Here is a 25710-nt window from a genome sequence, read left to right as displayed (position 1 = left end):
ACCCGCCCGGTTTCGTCGCGCGAGCTCCGGCGCGGATCGGTGTTTCCTGCGCGGCGTACCGGGCATCCTCCGCTCGTGAGCACCGAAACCGCCCCGTCCCCGCCTCGGCCGGACGATCCGGCGCGCCCCTCCTTCGGGGTGGAGGAGGAATTCCTGCTGGTCGACTCCGAGACCGGGCAACCGAGTCTGTGCAACGACGCGGTGGTGGCCGCGGCCGAGCGGTCGGGGCTGGACCTGCAGCTGGAGCTGTCCCAGTGTCAGGTGGAGACCAACTCGCCGGTCTGCTGGGACACCGGCACCCTCCGTGACCACCTCCTCTCCTCCCGTTCCCAGGTTGCCGCGGCGGCCCATTCGGAGGGCTGTCGACTGGTGGCAGCGGGAACACCGATACTCGGGCCGTGGCGCATCCCGATCAGCGATGCCGAGCGCTACCAGCGGATGGCCGACCGCTTCGGGGTCCTCACGATCGAGCAGGCGGTCTGTGGCTGCCATGTGCACGTGGACGTCCCCGATCGCGAACTCGCCGTCCAGGTCTGCAATCACGTGCGCCCATGGCTGCCGACGCTGCTGGCGCTCGGTGCCAACAGTGCATTGCACCGCGGCGCCGACAGCGGGTACTCGAGCTGGCGGTCCGTCGTGTGGTCCCGGTGGCCGACGTCCGGGCCGCCGCCGTTGTTCCGATCGGCGGAGCACTACGACCGGATGGTCGACACCCTCGTCGATTCCGGTCTGCTGATGGACGAGCGGATGGTCTATTGGGACATCCGGCCGTCCTGTCACCTGCCGACCGTGGAGATACGGATCGCGGACGTGCAGCCGACCGTGGACGAGGCGATTCTGCTGGCGACGTTGATCCGGGCGCTGGTTGCGACGTCCACACGGGTTGTCGCGGCCGGTGCGGCGGCACCCGACGTCGACCTCGAAACGCTTCGTGCGGCAACGTGGATCGCCGCTCGCGATGGCCTGGCGGGTCGGGCGATCGACCCGCGAACCGCGACGCCCTCCGCGCCGCTGCCGATGATTGATGCGCTGATCGCGCATGTCCGGGACTCTCTCGACGAGTTCGGTGAGTATCCCCGCATCGACCGCCTGGTGCGCCGGCAGCTGGCCACCGGTAACGGTGCGCAGTGGCAACGCCGCACCTGGCACGAGTGCGGCACGCTCGAGGCGGTGGTGGAACGGTCCGCGCAGCGGACGCTGCAGGGCGCCCCCCACCTCGATTGACACGAGCGGGTTTGGAACCGCGTCGCACCTGGGTACCCGGACAGTGGGCCGCACGGTCGTCGAGAGAACCCGAAGTGGCCGCCCGTCGCGTATTCGCGGCGGATCCGAACCCCGAAGGAGAACTCATGGGTGCCGTCGACAAGGCGAAGAACAAGACCGAAGAGCTGGCCGGGAAGGCCAAGGAGAAGCTGGGCCAGGCCACCGGAGACAAGGACACCGAAGCCGAGGGCCACGCCGACCAGGCCAAGGGCAACCTGAAGCAAGCAGGTGAGAAGGTCAAGGACGCCGGAGGCAAGGTCAAGGACGCCTTCAAGGACTGATCTCCCGGTTCCCGCCGCCACCCACCCAATTGGTCGGGTGGCGGCGGGCAGCTGTGGGTGCACGACTGCCCGCACGCCGGGAAATGTTCTGGTAGAAAGGGACGCGGTTGAGCCAACAGCCACATCGCGTACAACGATGTCAGGGGCCCGCTGTGCTTCACCTCCTCCTTTCCCCTTCCGGTCCGACCAACGGTTCGACCACGAGACGGCAGGCATCGGCGAACGGTGCGTCCGTGGTCCGCGTGGCCGGTGACGTCGACGCCGCCACGATCGACGGCTTCACCATTCGTCTCAACGACGGCCTGACTGCAGCTCGCCGCGCGCTGATCGTCGACCTCTCGCGCATCCGATTTCTGTCCATCACAGCCTGTTTCATCCTCGGCGACGCCCAGTGGCGGGCCGGATACGACGGCGTGGAAGTTGTCTTGGTGGCACCGGATCGACAGGTACGGCGTGCGCTGGCGGCGACCGGCATACTCCAGCGGTTCCGTATCTTCGACACGGTCGACCGCGCGTGTGGCGCGACCGCTGTCGGCGCGGCCGGCTCCGCCCTGTGTCTGTAGGCGACGACGAGTTCGGGCAACCGGTGGAGTTGTGCGTGCCCGCCGACGCGGAACAGGCGAAGGGGATTCGCGAGGTCGCGAGCGTGCTCGGGGAACAGCACGAATTCGACGAGGACGCGATCGCCGAGCTGCAGATGGCGGTCGACGAAGCCTGTACCCGACTGATCCGTGCCGCGGTGCCGGGGACCTCGTTGGTCTGTCGATTCGGCGCGACGCGCCGTCGGCTGCGTTTCACTGCCACAGCGATAGTTGGGTCGCCCGAGGAAAGCAGGTGGTCTGAACGAGGCTACGGCTGGCATGTCCTGCAGAACATGGTCGAGGGGCTGTCGATCCGACGCGGACGCGACACGGAAGCGCGACATCTGCTTGTCGTGGAGTTTGCGAAGCAGGTGGAAAGCCTCTCGGGCAGGTGCCAGACTTGTTAGGTGACGACGGCTGACGACGGCTTCCGCGAAGTTCTGATGTCCGGTCGGCTCGAGAGGGTCGGCAGTTTCCGCTTCCTGTTCGACGGCGAACGCTGGGAGTGGTCGGACGCGGTGGCCCGGATGCACGGCTACGAACCCGGCGAGGTCACCCCCACGACGGAGTTGCTGCTCGAACACAAGCATCCGGACGACCGCGACGGCGTCGCCGGCCTGCTGCAGCGGGTCCTGCACGACGGCGAGCCGTTCAGCAGCCGACACCGGATCGTCGACACCGCAGGACACGTCCGCCACGTGGTGGTGGTCGGGCACCGCATCATGGAGGGCGACCGACCGATCGGCACCGCCGGGTTCTACGTCGACGTCACCAGTTCAGTTCAGGCCGACACCCACCGGACCATCACCGAGACGCTGCCCGGGCTCGTCAAATCCCGCGCCGTCATCGAACAGGCCAAGGGCGCGCTGATGGTGGTCTACGGCATCGACGCCGACCGCGCCTTCGACGTGCTGACCTGGCGCTCCCAGGAATCGAACGTCAAACTGCGGGTGATCGCCGAGCAACTCGTCGCCGCACTCCCCGAGGCGGTGGACCTGCCCGCGGGACTTCGCGGCCGGTTCGACCACCTCCTGCTCACCACCGGCAGTTAGACGTCTGACAAATGCCTGACCCAGGCGATGAAGGCATTCAGCATCACCGCCGCGCGGTGAAAGATCGCGAGTTTGTCGTACCGCGTAGGCAACCCACGCCACTCCTTCATGTGGCAGAACCGGCGCTCGACCACATTGCGGCCGCGATAATCGACCGCATCGAAGACCGGGGGCCTGCCACCGCCGCGAACCTGCCGGTGAGGGCAGAGTGCGGGTTCTGGTGGTGCGGCCGGGATCAGTGCGTCGGCGGCGAGACGATCCGAACCGACCGCGGCGGGCCGGCGACTGTGAGGCCGCACCGTCGAGCAACTGCGGTGAGCGGCTCGGGGTTCGGGTCGGTCGGCCAGGTCGCGGCCTCGCCCGCCTCGTTGAACAGGCCGACCGCGTTCGGGTTCGGCCCGGTGGTGAACCGGGTCTGGTACCGCAGCCCGTCGAAGCTGACGGCGGCGAACGCTGCGGCCCACTCCTGCGGCACCGCGTACGGGGTCATCGATGCCAGTTCTCGGGTGAGGCCGAAGTCGGCGGCCCTGTCTGCGCAGGTGTCGGCCAGGTTGTGCGCGTGCGGCACGGCCAGGGTCGACAGCTGACGGTCTGAGGCGAACTCCTCGGTGATGACCCCGGTGGTCGCCAGTGCCTCCCCGACGGTCTCCCGGATCGCGGTGAGCTCGTCGAACGCGAGGTAGCAGGTACCCCGCGGCGGCGTCAGGTCGAACCGGCCGCCGCCGGAGGAGGAGAACCACCAGGGGCCGTTCGCGGCGCGGTGCCCGCGGACGAGCGGCTGCGCTGCGGTGAGCTCGCAGCCGGGGAACTGCTGCAGCGGCAGGGCCGGGGGACGGAGGGCGACAGAGTCCCGGGTCACGCGGCCCACCGCGCCGCGTCGGCGCGGGCCAACTCCAGGGCCGTGTCGATCGGGTGGCCGTCGGTGACCCAGTCGACGGCGCTGCGGTCACCGAGCCCGGGCTGCGGGCTGCGCAACCACACCGCGCAGGTCCACGGGTCGGCGGCGGCGCGGAGCAACTTCCACAGGGTGATCAGGTGCGGGTGCGCCGTCCCCTCGGCGGTGAACTGCCAGGTGGGGTAGACCCACTGGCCGTCGGCGAGCCGGCAGGCGATCACCGTGCCGGCGGCCACGGCCTTGTTGACGGCCTGTCGGCTCACGTCCCACCACCGGGTGAGGCCGCCGGTGTCGTAGAACGGGCCGACCAGCTGGTCGTAGACGTGGGTGGTGGGCAGCGCGGCGGCCATGGCCGCGGCAATGGCCTCGACGTCGCCGAAGGCCTCGGCGGGGACGCCGGCCGCGCGGGCGTCGGCGAACGTCTCGTGGACGCGGCGGGTGAGAAGGTCCAGGAGCTCACGTTCCTGCTCGACCAGGGTGGGGGTGTTCATGGAAATCCTCCTGGGGGTCAACCTCGTCAACCTCAGTGTTCTCGGTTGCGTCAACCGTGTCAACCAGCCCGTCGGGCCGGTTGTTCCCGGCCATCCGTGCCCCCGCAACGAAACAGGGGACCTGGGTTTTGGCTACTCGGCCTGCCCTACCTTGCCTACCCACCCCAGCTGGTGAAGGTAGCCCAGCTACAGAAGGTGGGTTGGGTACCCAAGTTTCAACCCTGGCGGTCCTGGACGCTGCGAGGCGCTGCAGGAGACTCGACCTCTTCGGTCAGGCCCGACCGATAGTTTTGGGCTTCGCCATGGGTCTATCTGTGCACGAGCGGCTTACGGGCCAGTTCACTGGCCGGACCGTGCAGACAATGACCGGGAGGAGACCCTAATGGCAGACGTGATGAGAACGATCGACGCTGGCGGCATCACATTCGGGGTGGAGCACTTCGGGGACGCGACGGCGCCGCTGGTTCTCCTGGTGGGCGGAACCACCATGCTCTCGTGGCCGAGCGCCCTGTGCGCTGCTCTCGCCCACGGCGGGCGCCACGTCGTGCGGTATGACCTGCGCGATTCGGGGGCATCGACCACCGTCGATCCCGAGTCGCCGGCCTACACGCTGCGCGATCTGGCATCGGACGCCGCATCGCTCGCCCACGAGCTTGACTCCAGGCCGGCGCACCTGGCGGGCATTGGTGTCGGCGGGATGGTCGCCCAGGTCGCCGCGCTTGACCATGCGGAGGCGTTCAGCGCGCTCACGCTCGTCGGAACAAGGCCCGTCGCTCCAGGTCCGGTCGACGACGACCTGCCTGACCATGACGGGCCGACCATGGCCAGGGCGTTCGCGCGTCCAAAGCCGGACTGGTCCGACCGCGCCAGCGTGGCGGAGTTCGCCGCCGCCGGCGCCGAGATCCTTGGCAATGACCCCGCCGCCGCGCGCGTGACCGCCGAACGAATCTGGGACCGCACGCCGGGCACCGACCCCGCGATCCAGATGGCCAATCAGCTGGGAATGGTGTTCTCCAAGCTCGACTGCGAGCCGCGCTGGCGAGAACGTCTGCCCGAACTCGCGATGCCGGCACTCGTGGTGCACGGCAGGCGCAACCCGTTCTTTCCTGTCGGTAATGGCGAGGCGTGCGCGCGGGAGATCCCCGAGGCCCGGCTACTCGTGATAGAGAATGCAGCGACCGCGATCCCCGATGCGGCCACCGGCGAGGTGGCGGCGGCGATGCTTTCGCTGAGACGGTAACCACGGGGCGGGGTGTCCCGCTGCCATCACTCGTCGGCCAGGAGCGGTCCCAGTGGCCCGAGGTCGATGTTCAGGTCGTCGGCGGTCAACCCGAAATGATCCCGTAGTTCCGCCATTCTCTCCTCGAGCAGCATGAGGGTGGTGCCGATCCGTTCGATCTGCGCCTCGCTGAGATCACCGACCTCTACCCGGCGGATGGCCTGGCGTTCCATCAGTTGCCGCAGGAGTTCGACGATCGTGAGCACCAGGCTGACCAGACCCTTCTCCACCGACTCGGGATCGGCGTCGATGCGACGTGGAAGTCCCCGGCGGTCGCGATCCGGTCGCTGCTCAGTCATCGTCGGGGGCCGGCAGGAGTGCACTCACCGAGGAAACGAGCGTGCGGAGGGAGATCTGCACCATGTCGATGTCGGCGAGCGACAGGGTGATCTCCCCGGAGATCACGACACCGCCCGCGAGCACGCGGTCGAGGAGATCGACGAGGGCGATGCGGCGGTACTCGTCCGTCGGCAGCGGCTCGTTCGGCAACGGTTCGTTCATGGGGCCGCCCGGTCGTTGCCGGTGAACGAGTACGGGGGCCACGGCCCCGTGAGTTCGACTGTGACGCCGGGGTGTTCGGCGTCGAGTTCCGCGACCAGTGCGGCGAACTCGTCGGTGCGGGCGGTGTCCACCAGATAGGTGCCGTTGTGGATCATCCACGCGTGTCGGCCGGTGAGGACCGGGTCGGTGATCCGCTGTCTGCGCCCGTGGACCGCGACGCGGCAGAGCCGATCGTGGATGTCGCTCGCGTGAGCGGCGGCACGCTTCTCGACGTCGGCCTGTGCGGCGAGTTCGGCTCGTCGCCGCAGCAGGTAGGCGGTTCCGGTTCCGGCCGCTCGTTGTTCGCGTTCCTCGTCTGTTGCCGATGCCGCCATCGCCTTGCGGTCACCGTAGGCCTTGACTCCCCATTCGCTGCGATCCGTCACCATGCGCAGCACGGCGGCGAATTCGTCGCTCCGCTCCGCGAGCAGATCGGTGATCGGCTCGTCGCCGTGGTACAGCGTCGCCAGCCGCAGCGGCACCGTCGGACCGCAGTGCAGGAGCGCCGCCACCACCGCATCGTGTGCCCTTGCCGTGCGCGCCAGCCAGTCCAGATCGTCGAGGTTGCGTTGCAACGCGGCTTCCCCGAACTCGTCGAGATCGACCGAACCGACCGCGGCGACCAGACCGCCGGCCCGCACGGTCCGGACCTGTTCGCCGCCGACTCCTTTCACGCCGGCGAGGCCCGACGTGTCGACACCGTCCAGGGTGATGCCGTACAGCCACACTCCGTCAGTCATCGGGTGTCGACCGCGATTCGACTTCCGGCTGCCTGCCGTCCCCGATCGCCGAGCGCACCGAGTGGTCCGACTCGAGTTCGGCAACCCGCTCCTTCAACTTCCGATTCTCGAGTTCGAGGTCGCTGCTTCGGCCGGTGAGCCACGGGTCGTGCTCCCACCAGTCGATGCCAACCTCCTTCGCGGTTTCGAGCGAGGCGATGACCAACCGCAGTTTGATGGTGAGCAGTTCGATGTCGAGCAGGTTGACCTGGATGTCTCCGGCGATCACCAGCCCCTTGTCGAGTACCCGTTCGAGGATGTCGCCGAGATTGGTGGAGTGAGGTCCCCCGGCGGACTGAGGCAGATTCGCGTTTCCGGGCCCGACAACGGTCATGGGAGTCCACTCCGATCGTCGCTCACCCCGCGGGTGTACCGGCGGGTCCGCTTGTACGACAGCAGTTCGCCATCCAGGTCGAGCACCACTTCGTAGGTCGCGAGCAGGTCCGTGGACGAGGGCACGCGCCGGTCCTCGACCACCTCCACCTCGACCGTCCAGCCGTCGTCCGACGGAAACACCGCCGTCGCGCCGAGGGGTTCTCGGCCCGTCAGCTCCGTGATGTCCCGCAGCGCCAGCTGCGCGATCTCGGGGGCCGGCAGCGGGGGCCGCTCCTCCTCTGCCATGACCTCTCACTCCTTCCGCGGACGTCTCGTCAGCTGGTCGAGGATCGCCTGCTCGGCCTGCTCCTCTTCCTCCGGCGTGATCTCGCCCCTCTCACGTGCCTCGTCCAGCTCCTCGAGCGCGCGGCGCGCTCGGGCGGGATCATGCAGCTCCTGCTCGACCTGCCGCTGAATGAGTTCGGCGAGCGAGATCACCCCGGTCACCGGTCGCAGCGGCAGGGTCGCGATGAACGACAGAATCCCCACGGCTCAGCCCTGGTCGGCCGGTTCCGCGGTGACGACGAAGTCGTATGGCGCCAGCGGTCCGAGCAGGCGCATCTCGACGCGGTTCTCCCATTCGTCCGCGAGCTTCCCCACAGCTTCTTCGAGTTCCTCCTGCCGGCCGACGTCGACGAGGAGTGCAACGTGAACGGCCTCCCTTTCGTGCGTGGGTTCGCGGATGTTGACGGCGGCGGACAGCTCGTCGAGCGCTTCGACCGCCCTGCGGGTGTCTTCATCGCGTTTGGCGGAGATCGCGTTGGTGACGAGCTCGCCGAGCGCCATGCGGGCGTCACGGGTGGCATCCTCGGACGTGCCGCTGATCGCGTCCCGCAGCCGGGCGGCCTCGTCGTTCTCCGCGATCACCTCCCGCAGGACGGCGTGCTCGACGTAGCGGCCCTTCACCACGTATTGGGCCTTGCCCTCGAGTTCCGACAGGGCCGCCGCGAACTCGTCCGCGTGGGCCGACAACAACTCCTGTTTCACCGCATCGGTGTCGGTGAGAACCGCGCCGAACCGCAGCGGCAGGATCGGCGCGACGCGCGAGGTTCCGTCCAGCACGCGGGCGTGTGCCCGCAGGTCTTCCGGTTCCCCGAGTGGACGGTCGACCGACAGTTCACTCACGAGCGCAGCTATGTCGCCCTCCTTGACGACGCTGATGTCGGAATCCACCACTCCGACGGCGTCGTTCTCGGCTTCCACGTCGGCAGGAACTATCCCGTAGACGTAGATGCCGCTGGTTTCGGTCTTGTCCGTGGTCTGCTCGGCAGACATCACCGATCACCTCTGCTGGACTTCCGCGACGCGCGTTCGCGCTCCGGACTCTCGTCGCCGGCGAGGAACTGGCCGAGCTTCTCGCCTGCGGCCTCGATGGCGCCCTTCGTCTTCCCCTTCGCGCCGGATTCGGTCACGCTGCCGACGATGTCGGTCAGGCCCTTCGGCTGGCTTCCGGATATCTCGAGCCGGTTCACGGCCTCGGCGAACCGGAGATAGGTGTCGACGCTCGCGACGACGATGCGTGCGTCGATGGTCACCAGCTCGATGCCGACCAGCGAAAGACGCACGTACGCGTCGATGACGAGTCCCTTGTCGAGGATCGTGTCGATCACGTCGGCGAGGCCGCTCGAATTGGGACGCCCCGCGACCCCTCCTCCTGAGCTACCTGCGGGTTGTATGGCGGTGGTCATGTACGTGCTCCTTGCTTTCGGCGCGGCCCGCTCGCTGCCGCTTCCTTACGGGTACGGCCGGCCGGGCGGCGTCGCGGTGCCTTCTGCGGAGGTTCGGACTCTTCGTCCTCCTCCTCGTATTCGTCCTCTTCGCCTTCGTCCTCTTCGCGCTCACCGGAGCCTCGCTCCCCCGTCTCCTCGCCCTCCTCGGCTTCGGGTTCGCCGGGTTCCTCGCCTTCCTCGGGTTCCTCCTCGGGCTCGACGACCTTGCCGTCGCGAATTTCGCCCGGCCATCCCTCCACTTCTTCTTGGTGAAGGATGGTCTGGGTCATGACGTGACGCTGGAAGTGCTTGAGTTCGAGGCGCATTCGCCTTCCCTGCGCCCGCCAGATGTTGCCCGTCTTCTCGAAGAACCCCTGCGGGTGATACTCGAGGACGACGAGGATCCGGGTGAGGTCGGGCGTGAGCTCGTGGAAGGTCACCGCACCGTCGACGAAGCCCTTGGCGCCCTTGGACCGCCACACGATACGTTCGCCGGGAACTTGCTCGATGATCGTCGACTCCCAGGTTCGATGGGACCAGAAGACCTGCGCCTTCCAGCTCAGCTTCTCGTCCGACACCTGCTCGACCTTCTCCAGCTTCTTCATGAACTGGGGAAATTCTCCGAACAGCGTCCACTGGTCGTACGCGACCTGCACCGGAACGCCGACATCGATGGACTCCACGATGTTGATGATCTTCTTGCCTTTGCCCTTACCCTTGCCGCCGGTGAACGCGTTCTTGATGGCGGACAGCTTGTCCTTCACTCCCTGTTTCACCGCGGCCATCCCCGCGCCCATCGCGGCCTTGACGGGCGACTTGCCTTCGCCGAGCTTCTCGGCGCCGGTGACCGCCGCGAGCAGACCGGGACCGCCTTGCTGAGCGGCGTACTCGTTGAGCCGTCCGGTCGCATCGAGCACCTTGTTCGACAACGACGACACCGCCTTGTCGGTCACGGTGGAAACCAGTCGCTGCACCGACTCCTGCAGTGGCGACAACTCCTCCGAGGTGTCACGGCTCGTCTCGTCGTTGGACTTGTCAGTCATCGTGATCACTTCCGGGTCCGGCGTACCGGCGCGGAGTCACTCGAAGCCGGCGCACGTGTCTTCCTGGGCCGTGCCGGAGCCTCGTCCTCGTCGTCGTCTGCCCTGGCGGACGACCGGGACCGGGTGGACCGAGACGAACCCTCCTCGCTCCGGCGCCTCGCGGCGGGACGCTTCCGTGCACGGGGCGCTTCATCCTCCACCGGCTCCTCTTCTTCGTCTTCCTCGTACTCGTCTTCGTCGTATTCGTCTTCCGGCTCCGGCTCCGCGCGCTTGCGCTTCTTTCCGGTCACGACCTCGCCGACGACCTCGCCGACGCCCTCGCCGACGCCCTCGAGCAGGTCTTCTCCACCCTGGACGACTCCCTTACCGCCGGATTGGAGCCGTTCGCTGAGGGAATCGATCCGGCCGCTGGCCGCCGTCGTCGCCGCCGTCTTCGCAGCGGTCAGCAGCTCACCTCGGATCGACTTCCCCAGTTTCGCGACCTCCGGTGAGGCGGCGAGTGCCTTGCCGCCCCGTTCCAGAAGATCTCTCGGTGCGGCCGGGAACCGACCGGTCAGGCCGGCGCCGGCGAGCATGAGCGCGGTCTTCATCCGGCGCGTCCGGCCCAACAGATATCCGGCCCCTACCGCGAGGCCCACCTGCATTTTGGTATTCATCGCCAATTCCTCATCGAAGATCTGACGCACGTGCCGTCTCGGAAAGTGCGTTTTGTCTCGACTACCCCCGAGCCCGCCTGCTCAATCAGTCCGGGCGAACAAATTCAGCGTCGGCGCTTTGGGTCGCAGCGCACGAGCTCGCGCATCCCGGTCGCGTCGAGTGCGCGTTCGACTCCGCGCGACTCCACGAGGACGCTCAGGTCGAGGTGGTCACGCCACGCCCTCTCCTGCGCCGGACCCAGTGCCAGGGCCGCCGCCGCGCTGAGGAACTGCACGGCCGACAGATCGACCACCACGGAGTGTTGGCTGATGGTGAGCGCGCGGTCGAGGACGTTGAGGAATGTGGGGAGCAGTGCGGCGTCGAGATCGCCCACGACGATCACCACGGCGGTGTGACAACCCGTCAGCGTGCCGGCGTCGTCGGACAGCGGATCGCGCCCGAGTGGGGATCCCACGAATCGGCGCTCCAGTGTGGCGGTTGCGAACATGACGAACCTCCCAGAACTTTCGGGATGGTTCGCGCGCCGACAACCTGTCGTGGCCACCACGGGGGCCATGTAGGACTGGCAATTCGATGAGCCCGAATCGGACACGAACCGCGTCGGCTGTCATCTCAACCGCATCTCTTGCTACCACACTGCGGCAGTCCTGTACACCCTCCTGCGGCAGTCCTGTACACCCTCCCGGGAACAGCAGGTCCGGCACCGGTCCGTTCAGGGCGGGCTTCTGCGTGCCTGAAGGCACGAATCACAGAGTGCGACAACCGATTCGGGATGCGGAACGGGTGCGCCCGTGGTGCTGCAGAGCGTGATCATGTCCTCGCTCGAACCGGTCTCGACCGCGAGTCTCCAGCCACCCGAGTCCAGCCAGATCAGCGCCAGTTCCCGGCCCGGGAACAACACGTCGTCACGGGGCAACGGGATGTATGCCTCCGATGCGGGCCCCGACGCACAGAACTGCCAGCGGACATCGCCGTGCGCGGCGCCCACCGCGGCACTCACCGACTCGACGTACCGCCGGAAACCGGACTCCGTCGAGATTTCGTAGTCCATCACCACTGTCGCCGGACCTTTTCGACCGTCCATGGCCACGGTATGCCCAGGCCGGACCAGAGCAAACCCCTGGTCGGTGCCCGGGTGTACCCGCGGCGACAGCAGCGGTCGAGACTACGGGCAGGCCGGGGACACGAGGTTGTAGATGTTCTCCGCCTGTTCCGGGGTCGGCTTGGTGTCGCCGTTGGCGGCCAGCGTCTCGATCTGGACGGTGACCGCCTCCTTGGATGCCCCGGTCGCGAGTTGGTCGCAGGATTCGGTGACGATCTTCTCGATATCCTCGTCGCTGCGGCCTTCCGCCAGTTCCGAATAGCCGGTGCGGAAGGAGGCGACGAAGGCGGTCAGCTTGGCCTGGTCGACCCCCGATTCCACGCTCGTGACCATGCCTCCCGTGTGCTCGCTCGGCATGTTGTTGTCGCCGCTGTCGTCGGAACCGCAGCCGGCAAACGCCAGCACCCCGGCCGCGGCAATGGTCAGTGCAATCGAATTCCTCATGACCCCGGCTGTGCCCGCCCGTCGTGTCGCTCAAACGCGTTCACGTTTCGGTTCGCGCCAACCGGGTACGTGAGGACACCATGCACCCCTTCGCGAGGACGACGGACTTGGTCGGGCCGGTCGACTGTGGGCCGTCGTTGCTCGCAGCCGGTCGCCGTGCTGCGACGCCGGTCCTCCGGTTGCCGGGCGTGTACCGGCCGCAGGAGGACACCTGGCTGCTGGCCGCGGTGCTCGGTCGCCGTCCGCTGCCGCGGACGACCCGGGTGCTCGACTTCTGCACAGGCAGTGGGGCGCTGGCACTGACCGCGGCAACTCTGGGCGCCGCCGGGGTCACCGCCGTGGACGTCTCGGCGCGGGCGGTGCTGTCCGCGCGTGCGAACGGGATGCTGCGGGGCCTGCACATCCGGGTTCGCCGCGGCGGCATGGGAGTCGCTCTCGCCGGGGGCCCCTACGACCTGGTGCTCGCGAACCCGCCCTATGTGCCCGACCCGGGAGCCCGGGCTCCCGGGCCCACACTGCCGTTCCGCTCGATCTCTTGGGATGCCGGCGCGGACGGCCGTGAGGTCCTGGAGCCGCTGTGTGCCCATGCCCGGCAGCTGCTGCGACCGGGAGGCCGCCTCCTGCTCGTGCAGTCGGAGTTCGCGGATCCCGGAAGCACGCTGGCGGCCCTGCGGGAGTCCGGGCTGCACGCGGTCGTCTCGGCCAGTGTCGACATCCCGTACGGACCGGTTCTGCGCAGCAGGGCCGGGTATCTGGCAGCCCGCGGTCTCACGGCACCGGGGCAGGTCACCGAGCGACTGGTGGTGATTCGTGGTGATCGACCGTGCTGATCCCCCGGCATGGGACTCGCCTGCCGCGCAGCTCGTGCGGCGGGTGCCCGGCGGTCCCGCGCTGGTGCGCGGCCCGGTGCGCCTGACGCGGCCCGACGGTCAGGTGATCGTGTGCGAGCGGTTCGTCGTCGCGGTGTGCCGATGCCGCCGCAGCACGATCTTCCCGCTGTGCGACACCAGTCATCGGTCCCTGCGTCGCCGCTCAGTGGGAGACAGCGGGGTGGGAGACAGCGGGTTCGGGTCGGCGGCCGACGGCGAGCAGTGAGCTCACGCCGTGGCGCCAGCTGGACAGCACCAGGTCGGTGAGACGACTGTCGAGCAGGGCGGCCGCCTGAATTCCGAACACGACGTCCGTCGCCAGTTCGGGCTCCTGATCGAGCATCGCCCCGACCACATCGGTCCTGAGAACCTGTTCGTGTACGGCGTCCGCCTCGACGTGTTCGGCGTAGAAGTGGACGCACGGCGGCGGCGCGTGCATCCGCTCGAGGGCGGCGACGAGGCGGCGTGCGCTGGGAGGGGTCGAGATCTCGGCGGCCGCGAACTGCCCGACGAGGGCGCCCCGCAGTCCGCGACGGAGCCCGCAAAGTGACGTCAGGTTCACCGTCGCAAGAGTCTCGGGTGGCACGCAGTCCAGGTAGCCGAGGTACCCGGTGTGCAGGTCCGCGGCGCGCAGCAGGTTCTCGAACAGGGTGGAGTGCACGCGCTCCGGGCGGCCGGCGCCGAACTCGTCGAACTCCACCGCCACCAGCGCGCACTTCGCGCCCTCTCGCAGTCGCGGGATCACCCAGGCCTGCGGGTCCGCCTCCTTCAACTGGTAGATCGACCGGTGCACGAAATACTCGCGCATTTCATCCCACGTGCCCGCTCGTTCCAGGTGGGCGCTGACGCCTCCCGATTCGGGTGTGTCCGCCGCGACCTCGTCGAGCGCACCCTCGACGTCCGCGCCGCCGGGGATCTCGGCGCGCACGCGCGCCAGGAACGCACGTTCCATGGCGCTGCGCGCCCGGATCAGCTCGGGATCCCATTCCCAGTCGGGGTCGACTCCGCGAAACCCTCGGTAGTGCAGTTCGTAACAGACGTGGAGCGCGAGTTGCACGTCGCCGCCGAGCGGGTCCGCATGCCCGAGCGGGGGCGGTCGCCGCATCGACTGCGGCGAATCGGACAACGCGCTGATGATCTCGCACGAGATGGGTCCGCGCGGGACGGGAAGAGCGGGCGTCGGCACCGGCACGTGACAAGTATGCCTCCGACGGACTCCGCGCAAACACCCTCGGCCCCTCCCGGCATGCCCGGTTCGGACAACCGGGCATGCCGGCGTTCCCTGGTCACGTCGCGTCGAAGCAGGACCGCCATCCGCCGGATCGGTACGTCTGCGCGGCGCAGTACGTGGCCCGCGGATAGTAGTCGTCCATCGTGGTCGACGGGTCGGCGTGCCGGTCCTGCGACGCCTGCACCGAGTACGGGTAGAACCGGCTGCTCGGCAGCATGTGCCGCAGGAACAGCACCTTCTTCGCGACGTCCGTCGAACCCCACGGCAGCACGGTCACCGCCGGATCGGAGGCGGCTTCGCTCGGCAGGTCGCCCGGCGCGGCGAGGACGTAGGTGTAGAACCCCGAATCATCCGCGCGGGTCTGGAAATCCGCGGCACACGCGACCACCGGGTACGGCGAGACCAGGTCGTTCTGGCACATCGACCAATACCGGACATCGGTGCCGGGTTCGGCCGCGGGCACCCCGGCGCGGGTGTCGGGGAAGGTGGGGGCGCGGCCGCGGACCACCACGATCCGGCCCGGCTGATACGTCAGTCCCGCGCCGACATACTTGTTGTCGCCGTTGGGAAACAACCCGGACGTACTGGCCGGGTTGACGAACGTCGCCTCGGGGACGTCACCGGGAAACGCGCCGGCCGCGGCGGAAGCGATCACGCTGTCGAAGGCGGTCGTCGCGGCGCCACCGAGTGGTCCGGCGGTCACGGTCGCGGGGTCGAACGGGGCTGCGCACGTGGTGATGTCGACGGTGCGGCCGGCGCGGGTCAGGCTCACCTCGGGCAGCGGGACTCCCCCGGTGGGTGACGATGCGTCGTCCGGTACGTACACCCGGATGATCAGAAACCCGACCGGTGCGCGCTGGGCGCCGGAACCGGTGGGCAGCGCGGAGATCTCGTTGCTGCCGTGATCGGCGGCGCCGGTGACCACACTCGCGTGCCAACGACGTTGCGGCGCCGGCAGATCGGCGTCCGCGGTGTCGGCGAACGGGTTGCCGCTGCCGGGATCCGATGCGATCTGGTTGTCGCGCAGGGTGTCCACGGTGTCGAAGTTCGTGCCGTATGTGTTCAGCGACATGTACCGGGCGTAGGGGTACCAGCCGCTCAGGTTGATCCGGTCACCGTCGACGAGCGCGTACGGCAGCACCCAATAGGTGGCGTTGGCGTCGGGGAACGCGATGTTCAGCGCCGTGGAGTTCGACATGAACTGCCAGGCACACCCGATCTCCGGGGCCGCCGCGGCGGGGACGGCGGTCAACACCCCGCCGGCCACGGCGAGGGCCCCGAGTGCCGCGCACGTCCTGGCCCGCAGGCGCATGGTTACACCGTAAGACCCGTCGTCCTCACGCACAAACCTCTCAGCCCAGGTCACGCCACCCGACGAGGACCCGGTGCACCGCCTCGGCGCCGTGCAGCGGCTGCGGCGGCGCGGGCAGGTCGGACGGGTAGAGCAGGAATGGTGTGGTCTGCGGGCCGCCGAGACCGCCGTGCGAGCCGACCTGTTCCTCGAAGGCGGCGACCTCGTCGGTGTCGGGCCAGTACCGTCCGTTGATCATCAGGTCGGCGACGTTGTCGAAACTGTCGGTGCGACGGATCCGGGAGAGGGTGCAGGGACCGAAGTCGGCCAGCGGATCCCGGCCCGTCACCTCGCCGGTCGCGACGTCGACGCTGCCGTCGCGGCCGAGGACGACGGAGCCGCCGTCCTCGCGGGCCACGAGCACGAATCCGATGCCGGGATGCCCGGTCAGCGCGGGCAGGAGTCCCGGATGGTGCTCGTCGATCCACGTCAGGGTCGCGCGGCCGGGAACCCGGGGGAAGCTGACCAGTCCGAGGTTCCCGGAGGCCAGGACCACAGGTTTGCCGGGCTCCCCCGGTGCGGTCGTGTCGACCGCGGTCGTGCGCAGGCTCGCTTCGGCGTACCCGAGTCCCTCGGCGCCGCGCCCGCGGGTGCCCGTCGTTGCCGCGTGCACGTGGTGGCCCGGTCGTGGCTGGGCGGGCGGTGGTGTCTCGGGTTGCTCGCCGCAGGCCCGCAGCACGAGATCCTCGAGGGCCTCGCCGTACCGCTGGCTGAAGGTTGCGCCCTGGCTCTGCCCGTGATCGGAGAGCACGACGATCCGGTACGGCCGCCGGGCCTGGGCGGCGACGGCGACGATCATGCCGATCTCGGCGTCGAGTTTGCGCAGCACGTCGCGGGTTTCGGGTCGTTCGACGCCGGAGTGGTGGGAGACCTCGTCGTAGCCGACCAGGTCGACGTACACGGCCCCACGTCCGGCGATCAGGTCGCCGATGACGGCGGAGACCACGACGTCGGTCTCGACGACGGTGGTGAACGCGCGGACCAGCGGGTACAGGCCGCCGCGGCGGATCCGGGGCGTGACGTCGGCGCGGCGTTGCCCGTAGGCCTGGCGGATCTCCCGGAGCACCTCGGCGACGAGCCGGATACTGGTACGCAGGGCGCTGGCCGGATCGGCGAAGTAGTGGGCGTAACCGGCCGCGCCGCCACCCATCCGGGCGCCGCGCATCCGGCTGACGACGAGCACGTTGTCCTCGGCGCCGCCGGTGAACAGGTTGCCGCGGCTGGCGCCGCGACCGCCGCTGAGCAGCCCGTCGCGGTGCGCGCGTTCGGTTTCGCGGGCGGCATTGTCGGCGGGGTTGCTGAACACGGCGACGGCGTCGCGGGACTTGTCGTACCAGCGGAACGCGGGGACGTTGTGGTTGTCGCCGTGCAGGATTCCGAGTTGGCTGGCGCCGGTCTGACTGCTCCAGTCGGTGTGCCACGGCACCAGAAGGTGCGAGCGGTCCCGCACGAGGTCGGCGAGCACGGGGACGATGCCGTCCCGGATCGCGCGCTGCAGTACGCCGTGGCCGAGCCCGTCGATCTGAATGCAGAGCAGCCCTGGGCCTTCCGTGTCGACGCGGACGGACTGTCCGGTGCGGCGCAGCCGGGACCGGTTGCGCCGCACCAGCATCATCCGGTAGGTGTCGTCGCGGCGGGCCGCCATCGCGCCCGCGACGGCGGAGCCGACGAGCGACAGCACCACCGACAGCGCGAGCAGGTCGCGGGCCCGGTCGACGGTTGCGAGCGGAACCAGCCTCACCGCGAGCATCATGATCAGCCAGTTCCCGGCGAAGGCTCCGATGAACAGCAGTGCCGGGCCCGCCCACAGCATGGCCCGCACCAGCAGCGGCCACAGGATCACCGACAGGATGCCGAACACCAACGCCAGCGCCAGGGCCGCGGGTACCGTCGCGAACCATCCGCCGCCCGGCACGGCGTCGAGGCGGACGCCCGGGAGCACCAGGTCGGTGAGCACGAGCGCCAGGGCCGAGATCAGCCACAGGACCAGGAATTCGGTGGCGGACCGGGCGACGGATCCCACAACGCGCATCGACGTACCTCCCTTTGCTACGGATCGTAGGGGTGAAGTGCGGTGATACTGTCGAGGCACGACGAACCCCCCACCGGTGGTGACTGACATGTCAACCGAACACGTCGATGTGCTGATCGTGGGAGCAGGGCTGTCCGGTATCGGGGCGGCGTGTCACCTGCGGCGGAGTCGGCCGGCCGCGACGGTGGCGATTCTCGAGGCGCGGGACCGCATGGGCGGCACGTGGGACCAGTTCCGGTATCCGGGGGTGCGATCGGACTCCGACATGTACACCCTCGGCTACGCGTTCCGGCCGTGGCGAGGCGCGAAGGCGATCGCGGACGGGCCGTCGATCCTGGACTACGTGCGGGATACGGCGGCCGAGTACGACGTGGCGCGCTGGATCCGGTTCGGGCACCGGGTGGTCGAGGCCCGGTGGAGTTCGGACGAGGCCCGGTGGACGGTGACCGCGGACCGGGGCGGCGATCGCGTGCAGATCACCTGCGGTTTCCTGTTCGTCTGCAGCGGCTACTACGACTACGGGCACGGCTATCGTCCCGAGTTCGCCGGTGTCGACACGTTCGGCGGGCAGATCCTGGACCCGCAGCACTGGGACACCGAGTTCGATTACTCGGGCAAACGGGTCGTGGTCATCGGAAGCGGCGCCACCGCCGTGACGCTGGTGCCTGCGATGGCCGCAACCGCGGCCCATGTGACGATGCTGCAGCGCTCGCCCAGCTACGTGCTGTCGCTGCCGTCGCGTGACGCGCTGGCGCGGACGCTGGGCCGGGCCCTGCCCGCGCGGTGGGTGTACCAGCTCATTCGGTGGAAGAACGTGCTGCGTTTCATGGTGTTCTTCGAGCTGAGCCGGCGGCGGCCGGAACTGGTGAAGCGCCTGCTGCACAAGGGCGTCCGCACACAGCTGGGGGCGACGTACGATCTACGGCACTTCACCCCGCGGTACGACCCGTGGGATCAGCGGATGTGCTTCGTGCCCGACGGTGACCTGTTCTCGGCGATTCGCTCGGGGGCGGCCACGGTGGTCACCGACGCAGTGGAGTCGTTCACCCCCACCGGGATCCGGCTGACGTCGGGTGCGGAGCTGCCCGCCGATGTGGTGGTGACGGCGACGGGGCTCGAACTGCTGCCACTCGGCGGGATGGCGCTGTCGGTGGACGGGGCCGCGGTGGATCTGTCGAAGATGTTGGCCTACAAGGGCATGATGATCGAGGGGGTGCCGAATCTGGCCTTCTGCATCGGCTACACGAACGCATCGTGGACGCTCAAGTGCGATCTGACGTGCGACTACGTGTGTCGGCTGCTGGAGTACATGGACGAGAGGGGCTACCGGCAGTGCACGCCACGCAACACCGACCCGGCGATGCCGCGACTGCCCGCGATCGACTTCAGTTCGGGCTATGTCCGGCGGGGCATCCACCGGTTCCCTCGACAGGGTGGGCGGACACCGTGGCGGCTGCATCAGAACTATCCGCTCGACATCGTGGCGCTGCGATTCGGGTCGCTGGCGGACGAGTCGATGGTGTTCTCCCGTGACGGGCGCTGACCGGGACACGGTGCGTGTCGAATGGCTGGGTCACGCGACGGTGTCGATCACCGACGGCGCGACGACGGTCCTGACCGATCCGGTCCTCACCGCTCGGGTGGGCCACCTGCGTCGGCGCCGGGGCCCGGACCCCCTCGTGGAGCTTTCCCGGCCGGACGCGGTGCTGCTCTCGCACCTGCATGCCGACCACACCCACATTCCGTCGTTGCTGCTGCTCGACGGTGAGACACCCATCGTGGTGCCGCGCGGTGCGGTCGACGCGTTCGCCGGCCTGCGCCGGTTCGGCGACCGGCTGATCGAGCTGGGCGCCGGGGACGAGACGGTCATCGGCGACGTGACGGTGCGGGCGGTGCCCGCCGATCACGACGGCAGGCGGTGGCCGCGCGGGGCGCGGGCTCAGGCGGTGGGATACGTGGTGACGGGCTCGGCGACCACCTACTTCGCCGGGGACACCGCGCTGGACCCGGCGATGGCGGACTGGGTGCCGCGTTGTGACGTGGCCCTGCTGCCGGTCGGCGGGTGGGGGCCGAATCTGGGTCCCGGGCACATGGATCCGGAGGCGGCGGCACGGGCGGCGGAACTGGTGTCCGCGGGCACCTCGGTGCCGGTGCACTTCGGGACGTTGTGGCCGATCGGTTTCGACGCGGTGCGGCCGCTCCGGTTCCACGGTCCGGGCGGCGAGTTCGTGCGGCGCGCCGAGGCGGCGGGGCTGCGCGCGGTGGAACTGGCCCCGGGCAGCGCGGCCACCGTTGATCAATCGTGACCTGCGAACATCGGCGAACCGTATTGCCGGACCCCGCGACGGTGGGACCATGAAGGGCAAGTCGGGGACACAGTTTCGGACAGTTCAAGGTGGTACCGAGCATGGACGATTCGACCGGCAGCACCCGGATCGGCAGCATCAGCACCGAGGTACCCGAGCCTGAGCGCCGGGATCCGAGAGGGCACGAGCTCGAGGGCCTGCGCGCGGAGTTGGACGGCATCGACGACCGACTCCTCGACGACATCCGTGCCCGGATCGAGATCTGCAGCCGAATCGCACTGGTCAAACGCCGGCACGCGATCCCGATGATGCAGCCGCGTCGGGTCGGGGCGGTGCACGAGCACGCGCACTCGTACGCGCTCGACCACGACCTGTCCCCGCAGTTCCTGCACGACGTGTACGACCTGCTGATCGCCGAGACCTGTCGGGTCGAGGACCAGATCATCGCGGTGCCGACGGCGGAGGACGAGGCGAACTGAGGGGGCACCGTGCGGACGCTGCTGATCGACAACTACGACTCGTTCACGTACAACCTGTACGCCCTGTTGACGGAGGTCAACAGGTGCACCCCGACGGTGGTCACGAACGACACGCCCTGGGCGTCGGTGCGGCTGGCCGACTACGACAACATCGTGATCTCGCCCGGTCCGGGACGACCCGACCGTGTTCGGGACTTCGGGATCAGCAAACAGGCGCTGACGGAGAGCGGGCTGCCGGTGCTCGGGGTGTGCCTGGGACATCAGGGACTCTGTCACCTGTTCGGGGGCGGCGTGGTCCCGGCACCGGAGCCGCGACACGGCCGGCTCAGCACGGTGCGGCACGACGGCCGGGGCCTGTTCGCCGGCATCCCCTCCCCGTTCCGGGCGGTGCGGTACCACTCGCTGGCCGTGGAGGACCTGCCCGCCGATCTGGAGGCGCAGGCGTGGGCCGATGACGGGGTGCTGATGGCGGTGCGGCACCGCGAGCGCCCGTTGTGGGGGGTGCAGTTCCATCCGGAGTCGATCTGCACCGAGTACGGCCGCGAACTGGTGGAGAACTTCGTGTCGTCGACGCCGGTGCGGTCCCGTCGTCCCGCTCCACCCGCGGCACCGGTGGCCGCCGAGGAGCCGGCGCACCGGTACCGGGTGCGGACCGCGCGGGTCGATCGCGCGGTCGACCCGCACGCGGTGTACGAGCGGCTGTTCGCGGGCGGACCGAACGGGTACTGGCTGGACGGGTCCGCGGCGACCGCGGCGGACGGCCGGTTCTCGGTGATGGGCAACTGTGCGGGCCCGCGGGCGGAGTACGTCACGTACCGGGTGCCGGAGACGACGGTACGGGTGTCCCGGTCCGACGGATCCTCGCACGAGATCCGCAGCCCCCTGTTCGACTACCTCGACGAGCAGTTGCGTGCACGCGCGGTCGCGCCGCGGTCGGACCTGCCGTTCGGCTTCTGCCTCGGCTATGTGGGGTACCTGGGTTACGAGTTGAAGGCGGACACGGGCGGACAGCTGGCTCACGCGTCCGAGCAGCCGGACGCGGCGTTGGTGTTCGCGGATCGGGCCCTCGTGATCGACCACACGGCCGGCTGCTGTCACCTGCTCGCGCTCGAGCTCGCCGACGGGCCCGACGATCCGGCCACCACGCGCTGGATGCGGGAGACGGCGGCCGCGCTCCGGGAGCTCGAGGACGGCGCCGGGTCGGCGGCGGCGACCGCTCCCCCGCTGGTGCCCCACCACGCGGACGTGCCGATGACGTTCCGGCACGACCAGCAGACCTACCTGCGGCTGATCGAACACTGTCTCGCGGAGATTCGCTCCGGCGAGTCCTACGAGGTGTGCCTGACGAACGCCGCGACGGTGCACCAACGGCTCGACCCGCTGGCCGGGTACGCCTGCCTGCGGGAGATCAGTCCGGTGCCCTACAGTGCGCTGCTGCAGTTCACCGGACTGTCGGTGCTCAGCGCGTCCCCGGAGCGGTTCCTGCGCGTACACGCGGACCGGACCGTCGAGTCGAAGCCGATCAAGGGCACCCGGCCGCGGTCCGACGACCCGGACCGGGACCTGGCGTTGCGGCGCGATCTGCTGCTGAGCGAGAAGGACCGCGCGGAGAACCTGATGATCGTCGACCTGGTGCGCAACGACCTGTCCCGGGTGTGCGTGCCGGGATCGGTGCACGTGCCCTTGCTGTTCGACGTCGAGACGTACGCGCCGGTGCACCAGTTGGTGTCGACGGTGCGCGGACGGTTACGGGAGGACCAGTCGGCGGTGGACTGTGTGCGGGCGGCGTTCCCCGGCGGTTCGATGACGGGGGCGCCGAAGGTGCGGACGATGGAGATCATCGACAAGCTCGAGGCCGGCCCGCGTGGCGTGTACTCCGGCGCGATCGGCTACTTCTCGCTGACCGGCACCGCCGACCTGTCGATCGTGATCCGCACGATGGTCGCGGCCGGTGACTCGGTGACCTTCGGTGTCGGCGGGGCGATCGTCGCGTTGTCCGACCCGGACGAGGAGTTCGAGGAAACGATGGTCAAGGCACTGTCTATGCGGCGCTGCCTGTCTATGGCCGGTGAGAGCGAGCCGTGACCACACCGGCCACCCGGATGCCGCGATCGGTCGTCGTGGCCGGTGGTGCGGGCGCGGTCGGCGCGATGCTCGTCGACAGGTGGCGTGGATCCGGTGCCGCGGTGACCGTCGCGGACGTCGCGTCCGGCATCGACATACGCTGTCCCGAGGGCGAATTGACGGAAATGATCGATAGCGCCGATGTGGTGGTGCTGGCGGTGCCGGAAGGCGTGGCGCTGACCGCGGTCGCGACGGTGGGACCGATGCTGCGGCCGGATGCCGTGCTGGTCGAGACCCTGTCGGTGAAATCGAGGTTCGCGGAGGCGGTTGCCGGGGCGCAGGTCGAGGCCGCGGTGGTCGGGGTGAACCCGATGTTCGCGCCGGCACTGGGGTTGCCCGGCCGCGCGGTGGCGGCGGTGATCCACCGCGACGGGGCCGCCGCGGACGCGGTGGTCGCCGAGATCCGCGGTTGGGGTGCACGGGTGCAGGTGACGACCGCGGACCGGCACGACCGGGTGTGCGCGGCGATGCAGGCGCTCACCCACGCGGCGGTGCTGGCGTTCGGGCTGGCCCTGGCGGATCTCGATGTCGACGCGGACGAGACCGCGGCCCTCGCCCCACCCCCGTTCACCGCCCTGTCCGCGCTGCTCGCCAGGATCGCCCGCGGCACACCCGAGGTGTACCGGGACGTCCAGACCGCGAACCCGTACGCGCCGGCGGCGCGGGAGGCGTTGGCGCTGGCGGTGTCCCGGATGTCGGACGCCTGCGCCGCCGATGCAAGCGCGTTCGCGGAGATGCTCGCCGACGCCGCCACGCCCCTCGGCGATCGGGCCCGGGGCTACGCCGACCTGTGCGCGGGCCTGTTCGAAGGACTGCCCCGGTGACCGGCCGCCTACCCGAGCACGATCCCACCGACCCGGTGGAGACGGCGGTGATCCGCGGTCTGGTGCGCAGCTGGCCGCGCCGGGCGACGGTGCGGCGCACCGAACCCGAGCTCGAAGGACCGACGATGGACGAGCTGTTCGACGCCGATCGCATCGACTACCCGGAGGTCCTGCTGCCGTTCGCCGGCCACCCGGCGTACGAGAAGCAGGACGAGGACGTCCGAGACCGGATCCGGGCGTGGGCGTGGATCTCCTACAACCGGAACGTGATCGACGTCGAACAGGACGTGGTGACCCCGGGCTTCGGCCTCCTGTTCCGGGATGCGTTCGACACCGGCTTCTCCGACACCGCGCGGGCGGCGGTGGTCCAGGCGATGGTCGACGAGGAGTACCACACGCTGATGCACCTCAACGCGTCCGCACTGACCCGGCGCCGGCGCGGCTGGGCACTGGGTGAGGGCGCACTGCCCGCGACTGCGATGGTGCGCGGGCACCGCGATGCGGTGGCGCGGGCGGATACTCCGCGCGACGCCGCGTTGACGACGCTGGCGTACGAAACGGTCGCGGAGACCTCGATCGGCGACTATCTGGCCCTGATCGCGAACGACCGCAGCATTCAGCCGGTGCACCAGGCGACGGTCGCGCTGCACCGCCGCGACGAGTGCGCGCACGCCTCGGTGGCCACGGAGATGATCGCGTTGGTCCACGACAAGCTCGATGAACGCGACCGGAACACCCTCGCGGCGGCGCTGCGCGAGGGGGTCGAGGCGTTCACATCGACGGATCTGATGGTGTGGTCGGCGATCCTGTCCGCCGAGCACGTCGACGGCGGCGACGCGATGCTGCGCGACGTCGCCGCCGACCCCGAGCGCCGCCGGTTCCTGCAGGACTGCAGCGCCATCGACCGCCTGCTGGCGCGCTTCGGTCGGTCCGATTCGCAGTGAGGTCGGGTTCCGGTGGCGACGGCCCAGAAGAGGACACGAACGTCGGTTCGGTGTCGTAGTGAGGCGATATGACCACCAAGACAGCGCTCGTCACCGGGGCCTCCTCCGGTATCGGCGAAGCCACCGCACGCACACTGGCCGACCTCGGCTACACCGTCTACGGCGCGGCGCGGCGTACGGGCCGCTTGCAGAAACTCACGGACCACGGCATCCGACCGCTGGCGATGGACGTCACCGACGACCCGTCGGCGACCGCAGGAATCGACCGGATCATCGCCGAGACCGGCCGCATCGACGTGCTGGTCAACAACGCCGGATATGGCTCCTACGGCGCGATCGAGGACGTGCCCTTGGGTGAGGCCCGCCACCAGTTCGAGGTCAACGTGTTCGGCGCCGCGCGCCTGGCCCAGTTGGTCCTGCCGCACATGCGTGCCCAGGGAAGCGGCACCATCGTCAACATCACCTCCATGGGCGGCAAGATCTACACGCCCCTCGGGGGCTGGTACCACGGCACCAAATTCGCCCTGGAAGGACTCAGCGACTGCCTACGCCTCGAGGTGCGGCCTTTCGGGATCGACGTCGTGGTGATCGAGCCCGGCGGTATCGCTACCGAATGGGGCGGCATCGCCGCCAATCACCTGCGCAAGGTTTCCGGCAACACCGCCTACTCCGTCCAGGCCCGAGCCGTGGCCACCTTGCTCGGCTCCGACGCCAACGCCAAACGTAACTCGCCACCGCAGGTGATCGCCGACACGATCGGCAAGGCCGTCACTGCGCGCCGCCCCAAGACCCGCTACACCGTCGGATTCGGAGCCAAGCCGTTGATCTTCGCGAAATGGTTACTGCCCGACCGCGTCTTCGACGCGATCATCAAACGCGCCACCGGCGTTCGCGACTGACAGACAAGCACAACAGGCGAACCATCTCCGTAGGTCATGCGCGACCGCAGCGGCCTCCTCGGCTCCGGAGCCGAGGAGGGGGCGCGACGCGAGGGCCCCACGCATAAAAACAACAAACCCAACCCCGTTATACGATTTCGTACTAGTCTTGTAATATAAT

Annotated in this window: 33 protein-coding genes; 15 read left to right on the top strand and 18 right to left on the bottom strand. The window is 69.1% G+C overall.

Annotated elements, in window-relative coordinates:
* The first annotated feature begins 75 nt into the window (after window positions 1-75).
* The 5 genes from ACWDU4_RS09225 to ACWDU4_RS09205 all read left to right on the top strand — a co-directional run bounded on the left by ACWDU4_RS09225 (window position 76) and on the right by ACWDU4_RS09205 (window position 3177).
* Entirely contained in the window at window positions 76-1224 is a 1149-nt protein-coding gene (locus ACWDU4_RS09225; RefSeq protein WP_450113580.1) for a carboxylate-amine ligase, read from the top strand.
* A 125-nt stretch (window positions 1225-1349) separates the two neighbouring features.
* Entirely contained in the window at window positions 1350-1544 is a 195-nt protein-coding gene (locus tag ACWDU4_RS09220; protein ID WP_450113579.1) for a CsbD family protein, read from the top strand.
* A 152-nt stretch (window positions 1545-1696) separates the two neighbouring features.
* Window positions 1697-2107, top strand: coding sequence for an STAS domain-containing protein (locus ACWDU4_RS09215; RefSeq protein ID WP_450113696.1), 411 nt, complete (start codon window positions 1697-1699; stop codon window positions 2105-2107).
* A 35-nt stretch (window positions 2108-2142) separates the two neighbouring features.
* Complete coding sequence (locus ACWDU4_RS09210; RefSeq protein ID WP_450113578.1) at window positions 2143-2532, top strand: ATP-binding protein; 390 nt, start codon at window positions 2143-2145, stop codon at window positions 2530-2532.
* A gap of 36 nt (window positions 2533-2568) precedes the next feature.
* Window positions 2569-3177 (top strand): PAS and ANTAR domain-containing protein, encoded by a 609-nt coding sequence (locus tag ACWDU4_RS09205; protein WP_450113695.1) that lies wholly within the window; start codon window positions 2569-2571, stop codon window positions 3175-3177.
* A 235-nt stretch (window positions 3178-3412) separates the two neighbouring features.
* Here ACWDU4_RS09205 and ACWDU4_RS09200 read toward each other — a convergent pair whose 3' ends face one another.
* Window positions 3413-4036 carry an RES family NAD+ phosphorylase gene (locus tag ACWDU4_RS09200; RefSeq protein ID WP_450113577.1) on the bottom strand — a complete coding sequence of 208 codons (624 nt, stop codon included), beginning with the start codon at window positions 4034-4036 and terminating at the stop codon, window positions 3413-3415.
* The gene (locus ACWDU4_RS09195) at window positions 4033-4563 is read right to left on the bottom strand and encodes a hypothetical protein (protein ID WP_450113576.1); all 531 of its coding nucleotides are present in this window, start codon (window positions 4561-4563) and stop codon (window positions 4033-4035) included. The genes ACWDU4_RS09200 and ACWDU4_RS09195 overlap by 4 nt, the downstream gene beginning before the upstream one ends.
* Before the next feature lie 394 nt (window positions 4564-4957).
* Between ACWDU4_RS09195 and ACWDU4_RS09190 the strand changes: the two genes are divergently transcribed.
* Window positions 4958-5803 (top strand): alpha/beta fold hydrolase, encoded by an 846-nt coding sequence (locus tag ACWDU4_RS09190; RefSeq protein ID WP_450113694.1) that lies wholly within the window; start codon window positions 4958-4960, stop codon window positions 5801-5803.
* A 26-nt stretch (window positions 5804-5829) separates the two neighbouring features.
* On the opposite strand, the gene ACWDU4_RS09185 is transcribed toward ACWDU4_RS09190, so the two are convergent.
* From ACWDU4_RS09185 to ACWDU4_RS09125, 13 genes are all read right to left on the bottom strand, one after another.
* On the bottom strand, window positions 5830-6141 hold the full coding sequence (locus ACWDU4_RS09185) for a gas vesicle protein K (RefSeq protein WP_450113575.1): 312 nt from the start codon (window positions 6139-6141) through the stop codon (window positions 5830-5832).
* Window positions 6134-6343 (bottom strand): gas vesicle protein, encoded by a 210-nt coding sequence (locus ACWDU4_RS09180; protein WP_450113574.1) that lies wholly within the window; start codon window positions 6341-6343, stop codon window positions 6134-6136. The genes ACWDU4_RS09185 and ACWDU4_RS09180 overlap by 8 nt, the downstream gene beginning before the upstream one ends.
* Window positions 6340-7122 (bottom strand): GvpL/GvpF family gas vesicle protein, encoded by a 783-nt coding sequence (locus ACWDU4_RS09175; protein WP_450113573.1) that lies wholly within the window; start codon window positions 7120-7122, stop codon window positions 6340-6342. The genes ACWDU4_RS09180 and ACWDU4_RS09175 overlap by 4 nt, the downstream gene beginning before the upstream one ends.
* Window positions 7115-7495, bottom strand: a complete 381-nt coding sequence (locus ACWDU4_RS09170) for a gas vesicle protein (RefSeq protein ID WP_450113572.1) — start codon at window positions 7493-7495, stop codon at window positions 7115-7117. The genes ACWDU4_RS09175 and ACWDU4_RS09170 overlap by 8 nt, the downstream gene beginning before the upstream one ends.
* Window positions 7492-7782, bottom strand: a complete 291-nt coding sequence (locus ACWDU4_RS09165; RefSeq protein WP_450113571.1) for a gas vesicle protein GvpO — start codon at window positions 7780-7782, stop codon at window positions 7492-7494. Before ACWDU4_RS09165 ends, ACWDU4_RS09170 begins: the two co-directional genes overlap by 4 nt.
* A gap of 6 nt (window positions 7783-7788) precedes the next feature.
* The gene (locus tag ACWDU4_RS09160) at window positions 7789-8025 is read right to left on the bottom strand and encodes a gas vesicle protein GvpG (protein ID WP_450113570.1); all 237 of its coding nucleotides are present in this window, start codon (window positions 8023-8025) and stop codon (window positions 7789-7791) included.
* 3 nt (window positions 8026-8028) lie between these two features.
* Window positions 8029-8811 carry a GvpL/GvpF family gas vesicle protein gene (locus ACWDU4_RS09155; RefSeq protein WP_450113569.1) on the bottom strand — a complete coding sequence of 261 codons (783 nt, stop codon included), beginning with the start codon at window positions 8809-8811 and terminating at the stop codon, window positions 8029-8031.
* Window positions 8811-9224, bottom strand: coding sequence for a gas vesicle protein GvpJ (gene gvpJ, locus ACWDU4_RS09150; protein ID WP_450113568.1), 414 nt, complete (start codon window positions 9222-9224; stop codon window positions 8811-8813). Before gvpJ ends, ACWDU4_RS09155 begins: the two co-directional genes overlap by 1 nt.
* Window positions 9221-10198: an SRPBCC family protein gene (locus ACWDU4_RS09145; protein ID WP_450113567.1), complete on the bottom strand. Its 978-nt coding sequence runs from the start codon at window positions 10196-10198 to the stop codon at window positions 9221-9223. Before ACWDU4_RS09145 ends, gvpJ begins: the two co-directional genes overlap by 4 nt.
* 95 nt (window positions 10199-10293) lie before the next feature.
* Window positions 10294-10944: a hypothetical protein gene (locus ACWDU4_RS09140; protein ID WP_450113566.1), complete on the bottom strand. Its 651-nt coding sequence runs from the start codon at window positions 10942-10944 to the stop codon at window positions 10294-10296.
* A gap of 104 nt (window positions 10945-11048) precedes the next feature.
* Window positions 11049-11432 carry an STAS domain-containing protein gene (locus ACWDU4_RS09135; RefSeq protein WP_450113565.1) on the bottom strand — a complete coding sequence of 128 codons (384 nt, stop codon included), beginning with the start codon at window positions 11430-11432 and terminating at the stop codon, window positions 11049-11051.
* A gap of 225 nt (window positions 11433-11657) precedes the next feature.
* Window positions 11658-11996 carry a DUF6292 family protein gene (locus tag ACWDU4_RS09130; protein WP_450113693.1) on the bottom strand — a complete coding sequence of 113 codons (339 nt, stop codon included), beginning with the start codon at window positions 11994-11996 and terminating at the stop codon, window positions 11658-11660.
* Between the two features lie 114 nt (window positions 11997-12110).
* Window positions 12111-12491, bottom strand: coding sequence for a hypothetical protein (locus ACWDU4_RS09125; protein WP_450113564.1), 381 nt, complete (start codon window positions 12489-12491; stop codon window positions 12111-12113).
* A gap of 188 nt (window positions 12492-12679) precedes the next feature.
* On the opposite strand from ACWDU4_RS09125, the gene ACWDU4_RS09120 reads away from it, so the two are divergent.
* Entirely contained in the window at window positions 12680-13321 is a 642-nt protein-coding gene (locus tag ACWDU4_RS09120; RefSeq protein WP_450113563.1) for a methyltransferase, read from the top strand.
* The gene (locus tag ACWDU4_RS09115) at window positions 13305-13586 is read left to right on the top strand and encodes a CDGSH iron-sulfur domain-containing protein (protein WP_450113562.1); all 282 of its coding nucleotides are present in this window, start codon (window positions 13305-13307) and stop codon (window positions 13584-13586) included. The genes ACWDU4_RS09120 and ACWDU4_RS09115 overlap by 17 nt, the downstream gene beginning before the upstream one ends.
* Here the strand turns inward: ACWDU4_RS09115 and ACWDU4_RS09110 are convergent.
* From ACWDU4_RS09110 to ACWDU4_RS09100, 3 genes are all read right to left on the bottom strand, one after another.
* Window positions 13524-14552 (bottom strand): iron-containing redox enzyme family protein, encoded by a 1029-nt coding sequence (locus ACWDU4_RS09110; RefSeq protein ID WP_450113561.1) that lies wholly within the window; start codon window positions 14550-14552, stop codon window positions 13524-13526. The two genes, ACWDU4_RS09115 and ACWDU4_RS09110, sit on opposite strands and share 63 nt — an antisense overlap.
* A gap of 94 nt (window positions 14553-14646) precedes the next feature.
* Complete coding sequence (locus ACWDU4_RS09105; RefSeq protein WP_450113560.1) at window positions 14647-15903, bottom strand: hypothetical protein; 1257 nt, start codon at window positions 15901-15903, stop codon at window positions 14647-14649.
* Window positions 15904-15943: 40 nt separating this feature from the next.
* Window positions 15944-17974: a phage holin family protein gene (locus ACWDU4_RS09100; RefSeq protein ID WP_450113559.1), complete on the bottom strand. Its 2031-nt coding sequence runs from the start codon at window positions 17972-17974 to the stop codon at window positions 15944-15946.
* A gap of 88 nt (window positions 17975-18062) precedes the next feature.
* Here ACWDU4_RS09100 and ACWDU4_RS09095 point away from each other — a divergent pair, with 88 nt between their 5' ends.
* From ACWDU4_RS09095 to ACWDU4_RS09065, 7 genes are all read left to right on the top strand, one after another.
* Entirely contained in the window at window positions 18063-19517 is a 1455-nt protein-coding gene (locus tag ACWDU4_RS09095; RefSeq protein WP_450113558.1) for a flavin-containing monooxygenase, read from the top strand.
* Window positions 19504-20280 carry an MBL fold metallo-hydrolase gene (locus tag ACWDU4_RS09090; RefSeq protein ID WP_450113557.1) on the top strand — a complete coding sequence of 259 codons (777 nt, stop codon included), beginning with the start codon at window positions 19504-19506 and terminating at the stop codon, window positions 20278-20280. The genes ACWDU4_RS09095 and ACWDU4_RS09090 overlap by 14 nt, the downstream gene beginning before the upstream one ends.
* A gap of 101 nt (window positions 20281-20381) precedes the next feature.
* A complete protein-coding gene (locus ACWDU4_RS09085) occupies window positions 20382-20759 on the top strand; it encodes a chorismate mutase family protein (protein WP_450113556.1) in 378 nt (125 codons plus the stop codon).
* 9 nt (window positions 20760-20768) lie between these two features.
* Window positions 20769-22844: an aminodeoxychorismate synthase component I gene (gene pabB / locus ACWDU4_RS09080; protein ID WP_450113555.1), complete on the top strand. Its 2076-nt coding sequence runs from the start codon at window positions 20769-20771 to the stop codon at window positions 22842-22844.
* Complete coding sequence (locus tag ACWDU4_RS09075; protein ID WP_450113554.1) at window positions 22841-23707, top strand: prephenate dehydrogenase/arogenate dehydrogenase family protein; 867 nt, start codon at window positions 22841-22843, stop codon at window positions 23705-23707. The genes pabB and ACWDU4_RS09075 overlap by 4 nt, the downstream gene beginning before the upstream one ends.
* Window positions 23704-24651 carry a diiron oxygenase gene (locus ACWDU4_RS09070; RefSeq protein ID WP_450113553.1) on the top strand — a complete coding sequence of 316 codons (948 nt, stop codon included), beginning with the start codon at window positions 23704-23706 and terminating at the stop codon, window positions 24649-24651. The genes ACWDU4_RS09075 and ACWDU4_RS09070 overlap by 4 nt, the downstream gene beginning before the upstream one ends.
* Window positions 24652-24719: 68 nt before the next feature.
* Window positions 24720-25550: an oxidoreductase gene (locus ACWDU4_RS09065; RefSeq protein WP_450113552.1), complete on the top strand. Its 831-nt coding sequence runs from the start codon at window positions 24720-24722 to the stop codon at window positions 25548-25550.
* Window positions 25551-25710 lie beyond the last annotated feature (160 nt).

It is taken from the genome of Rhodococcus sp. NPDC003348, assembly GCF_053589375.1.
The sequence above is the reverse complement of the archived record's forward strand: the minus strand, read 5'-3'. Positions and strand labels throughout refer to the sequence as shown.